6 protein-coding genes and 1 pseudogene are annotated in these 12,075 nt (G+C 66.9%); 3 read left to right on the plus strand and 4 right to left on the minus strand.

Annotation, left to right across the window (positions count from 1 at the left end; genetic code table 11):
* Positions 1 to 119: 119 nt before the first annotated feature.
* Positions 120 to 6,890: a polymorphic toxin-type HINT domain-containing protein gene (locus O7615_RS06175; protein WP_347405073.1), complete on the minus strand. Its 6,771-nt coding sequence runs from the start codon at positions 6,888 to 6,890 to the stop codon at positions 120 to 122.
* A 521-nt stretch (positions 6,891 to 7,411) separates the two neighbouring features.
* On the opposite strand from O7615_RS06175, the pseudogene O7615_RS06180 reads away from it, so the two are divergent.
* Positions 7,412 to 7,585: pseudogene (locus O7615_RS06180) on the plus strand (IS630 family transposase); the annotation flags it as partial.
* Between the two features lie 363 nt (positions 7,586 to 7,948).
* Here O7615_RS06180 and O7615_RS06185 read toward each other — a convergent pair.
* On the minus strand, positions 7,949 to 8,389 hold the full coding sequence (locus O7615_RS06185; protein ID WP_278176343.1) for an AAA family ATPase: 441 nt from the start codon (positions 8,387 to 8,389) through the stop codon (positions 7,949 to 7,951).
* A 216-nt stretch (positions 8,390 to 8,605) separates the two neighbouring features.
* Between O7615_RS06185 and O7615_RS06190 the strand changes: the two genes are divergently transcribed.
* Entirely contained in the window at positions 8,606 to 9,736 is a 1,131-nt protein-coding gene (locus O7615_RS06190) for an XRE family transcriptional regulator (RefSeq protein ID WP_278176344.1), read from the plus strand.
* Complete coding sequence (locus tag O7615_RS06195) at positions 9,733 to 10,884, plus strand: hypothetical protein (RefSeq protein ID WP_278176345.1); 1,152 nt, start codon at positions 9,733 to 9,735, stop codon at positions 10,882 to 10,884. The genes O7615_RS06190 and O7615_RS06195 overlap by 4 nt, the downstream gene beginning before the upstream one ends.
* 4 nt (positions 10,885 to 10,888) lie before the next feature.
* Here O7615_RS06195 and O7615_RS06200 read toward each other — a convergent pair whose 3' ends face one another.
* Complete coding sequence (locus tag O7615_RS06200) at positions 10,889 to 11,638, minus strand: hypothetical protein (protein WP_278176346.1); 750 nt, start codon at positions 11,636 to 11,638, stop codon at positions 10,889 to 10,891.
* 130 nt (positions 11,639 to 11,768) lie between these two features.
* Positions 11,769 to 12,044, minus strand: coding sequence for a helix-turn-helix transcriptional regulator (locus tag O7615_RS06205; RefSeq protein ID WP_278176347.1), 276 nt, complete (start codon positions 12,042 to 12,044; stop codon positions 11,769 to 11,771).
* Between the last annotated feature and the right edge of the window lie 31 nt (positions 12,045 to 12,075).

A 12,075-nucleotide genomic window follows, 5' to 3' on the forward strand; every position in this document is an offset into this window, starting at 1 on the left:
ACGTAGCTGCGCGGCAAGCGTACACCCAAGCTTTCCTCTGCCTGACGCACCCTGCCAGCATCCAGCTGTGGGCCGGTGTAGTAATCATTATCTTCGAATACCTCGATCATAACTTCGCCCTAACGCGCAGAGAATCCTCCGGTGTGCCCTGTTTTTGCATGGGGGCCTCTCTCGACTAGCTGCATGAGCCCCGCATCTTGGTGATGATGCCACGTGTACCCATCGGGAGTACGATCCAGCCCAGCCGCTCGGTTGGCGCGGGCGAAGTCTGTAGACCGGTTACCGGACAGCTCAATCCGGACGTCAGGCACATCAGGATGACGCCAGGCCGAGAAGTCAGGATATCCACTTTGATCGAACGGAACACCAGTCTTCGGATGGCTTCCACCAGCTAGGTGCCCATTTCGTGGGCAACCGTTGGTGTTGTGTACCAGAACCGGGGTGTTGCCAGCGATCACATAGTACGTGTGGGTCTGGTCGACGGTGAGGTCGTACATGGCGGCGACGCCGTTGTATGCGCGCACTGCACCGACGGGGATGGTGGTGCCGTGGAGGCTGAGGAGGTCTTCGCCTACGGTGAGGTCGCCGCCGTCGATCCAGGTGTCGCGGGTTTCGCTCCAGAACAGGTGGTGTTGGGTGGTGTTGATGACGGCGGTTGTGCCGTCGGGAAGGTCGACGGTGATGTCGGCGAGTTCGGTGTCGTGGTTGATGTGGGTGGCGGTGACTTGACGGGGGCGGGTTTCGTCGGTGTTGGGGTCGGTGGCGAGGACCCAGTCACCGGCATTGATGTGTTCGATGGGTTTGGTGGTGCGGTCGGCCATGACGACTTCGGTGCCGCGGGCGAAGCTGTTGCCCCCGCTGGGCACGAGACAGGCGTCGGTGCCTCGTTTGCCGCGTTTACCTTGGAGCCATTTGTAGGCGTCTTCCGCGTAGTCGCCGCATTTCCTGGTGCAGCCGGGCAGGAATCCGAGGGCTTCTGCGCCGGCGGCTCTGAAATCGCCTCGGTAGACGGCAGACGCGAGGGTGGCGATGCCGTATACCGTTTCGGCCCCCCGGCAGATGAGGATCAGCGAGCACCCTAGGTCGTTGGCGAGTTGCCGGGCGAATCCGGGTTCGGGCTTTGTCTTTATTTTGGTCTTGGCCGATGCGGCGTATGCCTTCTTGTCGGCGGCTGCTTGGCAGGCGTACGGGCTGCCGTTGGCGCAGTGGTTTGTTTTTCTGGTCTTGGAGGTAGCGCCTTTACCGACTGGGCCGATCGAGCCGGTTCCCGCTCCCGGGCCGTTGAAGTGGGGGTCACTGCCGACTAGGAAGTCGGTCCAGATTTTGCCGCTGGGGTCGCTGAAGGTGGTGGGGTTGTTGTTGGCGTAGTGGTAGCCGTTCCATTGTTGTGGGTCGGCGAGGTTTTGGATGGGGTCGACGCTGATGAACCGGGCGGTGGTGGGGTCGTATTCGCGGGCGCCGAGGTGGGTGAGGCCGGTGTCGTCTTGGGTGCCGCCGACGAAGCCGCGGGTGCCGAAGAAGGCGGGCTGGGTAGTACTGCGGTCTTCGCCGTAGGGGAGGAGGCGCTTGCGGTTGGTGGTGTGGTCGTCGGCGTTGATCTGGACTTGTTCGGTGCCGTGGTGGTCGCTGCCGCTCCAGACCAGGCCGATCAGGGTGCGCACGGCGATGGTGCGGCCTGCCGCGCTGTAGTAGCGGGTGCCGTCGGGTTGGTTACTGCCGGTGGTGAGGGTGAGTTCGGTGGCGCCGAGGTAGAGGGTGGTCTTGTCGGGTGCGCGGCTGATGAGCCGGTTGCCTTCGGTGTCGTAGATGTAGCTGGTTTCGTCGGTGGCTTCGGTGAGGGTGTCGAGGCGGCCTTCGGCGTCCCAGGCCAGTTGCTGCGCCACGCCGGTGTCGGCATGCCGGGTCAGGGTGTTCCCGGCGGTGTCGTAGGTGAAGGATCGGGTGGGCGTGGCGGCGAGAGGGCCGGTGGCGGTGATGCTGGTGACGGCGTGGGGTCGGCTGGCCCCGGGATTGGGGTAGGTGTAGGTCCAGGTGGTGTTGCCGGCAGGGTTGTGGTCGGTCTGCTTGGTGCGGTTGCCGACGGTGTCGAATTCCCAGGATCGCCAGTAGGGGTCGATGCTGCCGCCGCGTTGCGGGGTTTGGTCGCAGGCGGCGGCGGTCGGGGTGTTGCCGGTCCAGGCGGTGGTGAGTCGGCGTAGCGGGTCGTAGCGGAAGCATTCGATCTGGTCGGCGGTGCCGTCGGTGCTGCCGAGGATGGAGGTGACGTTGCCGATGGCGTCGTAGCGGTAGCCGGTGGCGTACTTGGCGGTGAAGGCGCCCGGCGTGTTTTCGAGGTCGATGCTGGTGGCGTCGAGTCGGCCGGTCTGCTGGTCGATGCTCTGCGTGAGTCGTACCCGTTTGCCGCTGGCGCCGAGGAGGAGTTGGTGAGTGGGGCCGTGGGCGTAGTAGCTGGTGGCGGCGACGTAGGTGTCGACGCCGGCCATCGTGGTGGGGTAGCCGTTGTTGTCGTAGCCGAAGGTCAGGGTTTCGGCAGGTAGCCCACCTGCGGCGGGCTGGGCGCTGGTGGTGACGTGTCCGGCCTTGTCGTAGGTGAAGCTGCTGGTATAGGTGCCGGCGAGAGCACCTTCGGCTGCCGGGATGGTGATGCTGGTGCCGGTGGGTTCGTAGCGGTCGGTGTAGCCGGTCACCGTGGTGGTGTAGTTACCGCCGACATCGTGGCGGGTGAAGGAGGTCAACTGTCCCTTGGCGAGGCTGTCGTAGACGTAGCTGGCCAGGCGGGTGCCGGTGCCGACGTCACCGGACCAGCGGCCGATGGTCCGGGACTTGCCGTCGTACTGGACCGAGGCCTTCTGTCCCCGTCCGTCGATGGTGTAGGAGAGCCGACCGGCGCTGTCGTAGTGGGTAGTGGTAGTGCCGGCGTCGGGGTCGGTCTTCTGGGCAAGGCGGCCCGCGAGGTCATAGGTGTTGCCCCAGCTGTTGCCGGCTGAGTCGACGACCGCAGTGAGTTGATCAAGCAGGTCGTAAGTGTAGATGGTGCTCTGGTAGGTGTTCGGGTTGGTGGTCGAGGTGTATTGGTCTAGGCGCGTCGTGTTGCCACGCACGTCGACGTGGCTGACGGTCTTGGTGCCCCCGGCCGGCGGCACAATCGTGACGCGGTCGCCGTGGTAGGTGGTAGCCGTCTGCCGCCACGCTGTGCCGAGTTTCTTGTCCACCTGGCTCGTCGGACGGTTCAGGTGGTCGTAGGTGGTCTCGTGGATGGCCGGGACGGTGGCAAGGTTGGGGTTGACCAGTCCGGACCCTGCCGCTGAGCTGTTGTGGAAGGGGCTGGTGGTGGCGGAGGCGTTGCCGCGGGTGTCGTAGGTGGTGGCGGTGACGATGCGTCCGCCGTTCGGGCCGGGCTGCTGGGCTTCCCTGGTCCGACCGAGGCCGTCCACGTACTGGTAGGAGTTCAGGTAGACGGGGTTGCCGCTGTGGGATTGCAGTGTTTCGGTCCTGGTGCGCGCGGGCGCGGTGGGTTGGCCGATGCCGCTGGAGGTGATCTGGTAGCTGAATCGCAGCGACGGCACCGCGGAGGACTTGGCCTGGCCCGGCAGGTACACCTCTGCCATGCGGCCGAGCGGGTCGTAGACAAGGTCGGTGATCTTGCCGTTCGGGTCGGTGATCCTCGACGGTTGGCCGGTGTGCCGGTCGATTAGCGTGGTGGTGGTGTGGTTGAAGCCGCCACCGATGGTGCTGGTGATTCCGTTGTCGGGCCAGTTCACCACCGGGCTGTAGCTGGTGGTGGTGGTCAGGCCCGCCGGATCGGTCGAAGTCAAGGGGCGGCCGGTGTTGTCGTAGGTGCTGCGGCCGCTGGAGACGTAGCTGGTCGGGCTGGTGTAGACGCGGGTCTCGGCGACGTTGCCGTCGAACGGCGCCTGGGAGCCTTCAACGGTGTAGGTGTCATAGAACGTGACCTCCCTCGACAGGAGCGTCCCGGAGCCGCAGGTGTCGCCGGTCCAGGTCTCCACCCGCTCCGGGAAGCTGATCATGTAGAAAGAGTTCGGGGCGTCCTGCTGGGCGTAGGTGTAAGAGGTGCAGGTGTTGTCCGCGACTCCGACCTGGTGGTACTGGTGGAACCGGATGGGCAGCCCGTACGTGGGCTCGTAGATGGTCTTTTCTTCGCTGTGCCGCCAGCTGCCGTCGTCGAGTTTGACGCGGTGGTTTTCCAGGCCGAGGCGAGTTTGGCGGGGGTTGGCGTAGCCGGGGCCGTTGAAGCTGCCTTGGATGACGTGGTCGTAGCGGGTGCTTTCGACTTCGGTGTAGGCGGCGTTGGCGGGGTTGGCGTTGTAGGTGGTCATCCGGTAGTGCCGGGTTTGCAGGACCATGCCGGCGCGGGCGTAGTGGTCGTCGTAGGTGTTGCCGTCGTAGTCGGTGATGGTGGTTTCTTTGATGCCGCCGCCGCTGCCGGGGTCGTAGATGTCGTGGTACATGCCGCGGAAGAAGTTCGACATCCACACCGTGTACTTGCTGGGGTCCGTACCGGAGCCTTGCAGCACGCGGACGCGGTTGTAGCCGGCGAAGATGCTCCACGTCTCGTTGGCGTCCGGGACTAGGGGGTTGTTGGGGTTCTTCCACGCCGGGTTCCCGACCGTGTAGTCGTACTGGGTCACCTGGTCCGGTGAACCGCCCACCTGGTCCTTCTCCACGATCTTCTTGACCAGGTACTTGTGGAAGATGCCGAAGCCGGGGTCGGCGCCGGGCGGGGTGTGGAAGATCGGGTAGCAGTCCTCGGTGTTGACGTCCCAGTTGCCCTGCTTGCCGTTGTGCCAGCTGTTGAACCCGGACTGGTTCGACCCGCCCTGCGGGCACGGCTTCTGCGTGCCGTAGGTGACCTCCGTGCGACCACCGAAGCCGTTGCGGACCACCAGCAGCCGCGGCATCCGCATCGCGGACACACCCAACCCGGCTTCGTCGTAGTCGACGCGGCCGTCACGGAAGTTCGGCTGCACACCGTCGACGTAGTCGAAGTCCACCGGCGGCATGTCAATCTTGTTCGCGTCCGCGCCGATCAGGCCGCTCGGCCGTATGTAGTCCAGGACGAACACCCGCTCGGTCAGACCGGTCGGGTTCGACACCTTGTACCGCAACTGCACCCGACCGATGTTGTTCCACGCCCCGGTGCCGGCGTTCCACTGGTACGACGTGACCCGGTCCAGGATCCTGGCGGTGAAAAACGACTGGGTGTAATTCCCACACGACGACGACCCACAGACCAGGTCACCGGGCACGTCCGGGTAGGAGTTCGGGTTCGACGACAACGACGGACAATCGGCCGGCTCGTTGTTGAACGGATCATCCTCGGCGGTGCGCTCCACACACCGGTGCGCCCACCCGAACACCGTCCGGCCGACCGGAACCGCACCCGCCTCCGTCACGTTCTTCGCGTACTCGATCTCCGACAGGTACCCGCCCCGGTCGTACTCCAGGATCGACCCACCCGAGGCGCGCTTGTAGTGGTTTGTCTCCCGCGTCCAGTGCAGATACGTTTCGTTCTCGTTGGCGTCACGAACCCGGTCCAGGTTCCACCGCCACGGATCCCGACACGACGCCGGATACACGTTGTGGCACGGCTCCCCCGCCTCGTCGCCGAGGAACGACATCTTCCACACCGAGTCCCGCACATACCCGAACCGGTACTCCGTACCGTCCTGCGTCCACACCTTCCAGTAACCGTCGTCCTCGGCCCCACCCGACAGGAACTCCACCCGCCACCCGAGATCGTCGACCGGCTTCCACACCCCCGCCGTGGTCTTCACAATCTGCGTCGACTGCCCCTGCAGCGAGATCGTGATATGCGACGCCGCCACATCGTTGGTGGCCGACTCCCCGTCCTCACCGTCCGGGGACTCCCAACACATCTCCGTCGGATACGTCCGGCACGGCTTGTACATCCGCTCCACGTAGCCCGGCGAGTACGACCAACCCAACCCCACCGGACCCGACTGATTGTTCGTACCGTGCGTCATCCCATCCACCGCAGACGAGCTGTACGACAACTGCAGCCCCAACGTCTGCCCATACGGCAACGGCGGCTCCGGCAACGGATACGAGTAGGAGAACGACCCCGCGCTCTCCCCCACCTGCCACGATCCCGACGGCTTCAGATCCGTCGCCGTGTAGGAACCCGTCGACCCGCCCGACGCCGACGACGCCAGCGCATACACCCCCACCGACTCCACCGACGACGCCGACGCGAAGCCCTCGAACGCACCCGTCCGGCTCCCAGCCGCGGTGGCGTCGCCGCCGACCTCCACCACCGCCGTCAACGTCTGCGCATGCGGATCATTGACCGCCGACACCCACACCGGATCCGCCGAACACTCCGGCACCTCCGGCGTCGTCGCCGCGCACCCCGGCAACCGCACCAACGTCAACCGGTCAGCGAACGAACCCCCATACGCCTGCGCGAAGCCCGCATAGTCGACGACGATCTGCACCTCACCCGCACCCGCCGAACCATCCGCGCGTGCCAGGGAATACAACGGACCCGCGTTACCCAACGCCACCGACACCGCCCGGTCAAACGACCGCACCCGCACCGACCCGACCCCGGCAGCCCCCACACCACGCCCCGCCACACCCTCCCCGGCGGATTCGACCGTCAGCCCGAACGCCTCCCGATCCCCAGCATCACCCTGAAGATCGAGGACCGCCTCACCACCCTCGGGAAACGTCCCCGCGGGAAGCGGCTCCGTCACCGTCACCTCGTCATCCGGATCCGCATCCTGCGCCTGCTGCCGCACCGCAACACTCGCCACCGACCGGGACTCACCCGGCTCCAACACCGGCCCCGCCGCAGCCACCGGAGCCTGCAGCTGCACCACCGGCAACAACCCCAGCAACACCGCCACCGCCAGCGCCCCAGCCCTGACCCGCCCCCGCGCACCAAAACGGTCGAACGCAGTGCCCCCACGGCGGCCAGCAAGCATCACAACACTCCCCGTCGATCAAGAAAAGTGATCGACACGCTAGACACCCGGGATCGCTGACACAAGAGCAAGATCGGCACCCAGAGGCGCACCACCCATCAGGGACGATCACCCTCCGTACGCATCCGGGTGCTCAAGCCCAGAACAACCACCGCCCGCTACCGCCACAAAGCACACAACAAGCCCACCCCGCCGACGCCACCTCGCCGACACCCTCACGCAAAGCGATCTTCAACAAAATTTTCAGTTGGCGGAAGATCACCACGTCGAAACGGGTCAAGCCCACTGCTGTGGCATCTGGCGGTGACCGTCAGGGTCCGGACGTGCGGTGGCGTTGAACGGCGGCTGGTTGTGTAGTGCTGTGACCGGGAACGTTGGCCGGGTTGGGTGACACGCCGGTCAGCGTTCCCGGGTTGGCTGTGGTCGGGGGTCAGGCTGTCGGGATGGCGGAACCTGTTCGGGCTCGCCGGCTCAGTGATGACGAGGGCCGGCGATTACAGCGGATCGTGCGGCGTGGGACGGGTTCTCCGATCCGGTTGCGCCGGGCGATGGTCATCATGGCCTCGGCCAGCGGTAACACCGTCCCGGCGATCGCCCGTCTGGTGCAGGGCGACGAAGCACCCGGCTGCGCCCACTGGGTGAGCCAAAGGCCGCAACCGGTGGCCGTCCGGAGCTGATCCAGCAGATCCAGAGCCAGGAGCATCTGGCCTGGGCCGCGCAGCAGGCCCGCGAATACATCATCAACAACAATGACTGGCGGTCCTCGATCCGCCATCAGGGCGTGATGACCGAGGTATGGCTTGCGGCGACCACGTTCGAGCATCTGGACGACAACCCGAGCGTCACGATCCCCGTGACGGCCGAGGGGTCCAGCCGGATGACGTGTGTGCACGATCTACTCGGCCTGCGATCGGCGGACATTCCCTACGACCGCGATGAGCGCCGGATGCGCGCCGACGTGCGGCGGCTGAACGAGGAGATCACCGCAGCCGGTTCGCCTGACCAGGTGGACAAGGATGTGGCGGTCCGGGCGGATCGCACGGGTCGGCGCCACTGCCGGCCACCCAGTCGACCTGGCCGCGGGCCTGTCCCGGGCCAGGCGGGATGTAGCGCATCGTGTACAGCAGGCGGTCCAGGTCGGGGCCGGCCGCGTGCTGGTAGGCGGCAAGATCTTCAGCCGAGCCGGTGTAGGTGGCGCGCAGCATCACCTGTCCGCAGCCGGATCCGCGGAAGAGGTCGTCGCGGTCGAGATAGAGGTTGCGGCGCCCGTCGACCGGGTCGGTCAGCAGCCGCAACGCGTCGATGACGTTGGTCTTGCCGCCGCTGTTCTCGCCGACGAGCACCGACACGTCACGGTCCAGGGCGACCGACACCCGCGACAGCGAGCGGAAGCCCTCGACGTCGAGCTGACTCAGGTACACCAGCGCTCCTTCGAGTACGCGGCACCGGTTCCGATCAGTGCGCCGTCGCTGGCGCGCGAGGTGCCTGCCGCCGGCACGCCAGGCGGGCACGACGCCGGACACTAGAACTACGGTGACAAGAGTGTCAAATCGACGAGAAATATTTTTAGGTTTGCTTGCGAGGTCTAATCGTGCGGTAATGTTGGTGGAAGTCAGGTGAGGTAGGTAGGAGACGGCGTGGACAACGGTGGCGTGGACCTTGACGTGGCGGCCCATGCCGCCATGCTGGTTCTCGCCCGGGAGTCGCGCGGGATGACGCAGGCCGAGCTGGCGCAGGTCATGACCCGACAGTCCGGCACGGCGGTGTCGCAGGGCTACATCAGCAAGGCCGAGGCGGGTCGGCTGGAGGTTACCGGCCCCCGGCTGGCGGCGTACGCCGAGGCGCTGCGGTACCCGGTGGCCGTGCTGTGCGCCGACCCGGAGCTGCACGGCGTCGGCGTCGGCTTGGTCCACCACCGCAAGCGCGCCTCGCTGGGCGCACCCGCACTTCGTCGCATCCACGCGGAGCTGGCGTTGGCCCGGATGCAGACGCGCGCCCTGCTCACCCTTGCCGGCGGCGAGCACCGTCACCGGTTCCACCGCATCGTGGTCGACGACTTTGACACCGCCGCTGACGCGGCGTCCGAGCTGCGCCGCGAGTGGGGGTTGTCGCCCGGTGCGGTCCCCCAGCTGATCCCCTTGATCGAGGCCGCCGGCGGCCTCGTGCTGGTCCGCGACCTCGGCGCGCGTGAACTGGACGCCGTCACCCAATGGATCGACGGGAATCCGCCGCTGTTCCTGATCAACGCGCTTGCGCCGGCCGACCGGTTCCGGTTCAGCCTGGCACACGAACTCGGCCATGTGATCATGCACAGTGAACCGGGCGTTACCGCGGTCCAGGAGCGGCAGGCCGACGAGTTCGCCAGCGAGCTGTTGCTGCCGGCTGACGCCGTCCGTATCGAGCTGAAGCAGGGCCGGCTGGACCTGGCCCGCCTCCTCGACCTCAAGCACCGCTGGGGCGTGTCGATGGCCGCCCTATTGCGGCGCGCGGCGACGCTGGGTGTGGTCACCGACTGGCAGTACCGCAACCTGATGGTCGAGATGTCCGCGCTCGGGTACCGCACCCAGGAACCCAGCGACCTGGTCCGGGAAAACCCACGGTTCTTGCCCGGACTGGTCACTTGGCTCCGCGACGAGCAGGGCTACCGCCCCGACCAGCTCGCCGACGCTTCCGGCCTGCTGCCGGACGAGTTCGCGCGGCTGTACGTCGACAACAACGATTCCACCGGCGACTCAACCGGCGTTTCCCCCGTCGAGGTGATGCGATGACCGAACCGAACGGGCTCCCCGGCCCGGGCCAGCAGCCCACCACATCCGCGACCGCTACGGTCCTCGGCCGGATCTTCCTGCTGGACAACCCCAGATACACCCCGCGAGTCCCGCCGTTTCTGGCAGCGGACCGCAGCGGCCTGGTGCTGTGCGGCCGGGGCAGCCACACCAAGGCCGATGTCATCGCACGGCACTCCAGCAGCCTGCTGTTGATCGACCCCGCCGCCTACCTGGACCAGGCCGCGACCGCGGCCGAGCCCTTCGCGCTGCCGGAAAGCGACGGCACGCTGTTCGGCAGCGACCTGGGCGCGGTGTTTGACGGCCAGCGCCAACGCCACGCCGCCGCAGCGATCACCCCGTCCCGGTACGTGCAGGCCGGCGACTCGGCCGCCTTCAAGGCGTTGGTCCGCCAGGCCCAGAAGATCGAGCGCGACGACGTGATCGTCGCGGTGCCGGTGGCCCTTCCCTGGCTGACGCAGAAGCAGTACCTGCCGCAGTTGATCGCCGGCCTGCAACGAATCGCGCACCCGAAGGCCGTCATGTTCGGCGCGCAGAAGAACCCGTTCGATGTCGCCGCGGCGACCGCCAACTTCCGGCGTCTGTTGGCCGAGACGACCAACGTGGGGCTGTGGCGCGCGGACGTCCCGGCCGCATTTGACTGCCTGGCGCACGGCGGCGCGTTCGCGGCCATTGGCGCCGGCGGCTCGCTGCGACACCTGATTCCGGCCGACGAGAAGCCCGACGCCGACAACCCGATGGCGCACACCCCGGCCGTGCTGCTGCCGTCGATGCTGCGGTACGTCCGAGGCCGGATCATTGCCGAGAAGTACGCCAACACCCCGGCGCCGCGCTGCGACTGCGTGGTGTGCGACGGCGCGTCCCTCGACCGGTTCGACAGCCTCAACGGCGACGTACGCGCCGAAGCGCACGCCCACAACGCCGCCGTCTGGACCGGCTGGCTGTCCGACCTGCTCGACCATGCCACCGACGCGGAACGGCAGCAGTGGTGGCGCGGCTTCTGCAAGGCCGCCGTCGACTCGCACAAGCAGGAGAACACCCGAGTGCGGCAAAGCGACGCCTTCAAGCCCTCACCGGCGTTAAAGAAGCTCGCGAACCTCCCGCTTCCCGGCGAGCCCAGCGGCAGCTGACGGGCTACCGCACCGCCCGGTAGACATCTTCGAGGAATCGCCAACCCGCCGCGGCAAACCGAACCCGGTGAAACGGTTCCGGCTCGACCAGCACCTCGGTCACCTGATCGTTCGCGACGATCACCCCGACGCCGTAGAAGCCGGCCCGCAGCTGGACATCAGCCAGATTCCGTGGCCGCCGGTTCAGCACCATGGCCCGCGCGCAGAACGGCGTGAACCGGCCCGCAATTTCCAACCCGTGCCGGAACGTACGCGCCGTGACCAGGGCCAGTTCCACTGCGACCGGCGCCACCGCGGACCGAGTGACCTGTCCGTCACGCACCTGGACCGCGCCGTTCGGGGAAAGCCGGAGCGCTGCCCGTTCCCGACGGGTCAAAGCCGCGATCGGCACCGGCATGGCGATCGGTAGACCGAGCAGCAACTCAAGGACATCGGCCGACGAGATTGCGCCAACGCCAGCGCGTCGCCGTCGGGCGTGCTCACCGTCGTCGACCTGGTAGCAGACCAACGCCTCGGTTCCCATGATCGGCATGACGGCACGCCGAACCTCGTCGGACCGAACCAGCGGCGACGCTGCGTGCGCCGCGGCGGCGAACGTCTCCGCAACCCCGGTCACAGCCTCCACCCCGCATCCCAATGCCTCGAACCTGGCCGGTGTGCCCGGCGTGAACCGTGGGGCGCGGACCCCTTCCCCCCGACAACGAGCGAGCCGACAACAACGGCTGCCTGATCTCCACCGAACCGTTCGTACCACCGCCCAGCACCTCTGGGAACAGGCGTGACCTGTGAGATCGGCGGGCGGACGCCCCGGCGCGCTGGGTGACGCCGGCCATCCAGCGGCCTGGACGAACCGCCGCTCACAGCTGGGCGCGGCCGTGGTCCCATCACGGCCGTCCAGCAGCGTGGTCGACGCCCCGCGCAGCCTGGGCGTGCAGGTCATCGAGGCTCAGATCAAGGGCGGCAGCTAGACGGGCAATCGTCAGGAACGCCGGCGTCGCGACGCGGCCACCTTCCAGGCTGCGAACCGTGTCGATAGCAACCATCGACTCCCGCGCGAGGTCGGGCGCCGAGCAGCTGCGCTCTTGGCGCCGGGCGGCGATAAGCACCCCGAGCCGTCGTCCGTGCTCTCGATCTTCCGTCCGTGTTGCCTTGCGGCTCATACCGTTAATAATACATGTATTCTTATCTCCC

The organism is Micromonospora sp. WMMD1082 (assembly GCF_029626175.1).
Taxonomy (GTDB): domain Bacteria; phylum Actinomycetota; class Actinomycetes; order Mycobacteriales; family Micromonosporaceae; genus Micromonospora.

What these genes read in the sequence shown, in the direction of transcription:
- O7615_RS06205 (WP_278176347.1), bottom strand. Translation starts at nt 12,044, where the DNA reads ATGAGCCGCAAGGCAACACGGACGGAAGATCGAGAGCACGGACGACGG.
- O7615_RS06195 (WP_278176345.1), top strand. Translation starts at nt 9,733, where the DNA reads ATGACCGAACCGAACGGGCTCCCCGGCCCGGGCCAGCAGCCCACCACA.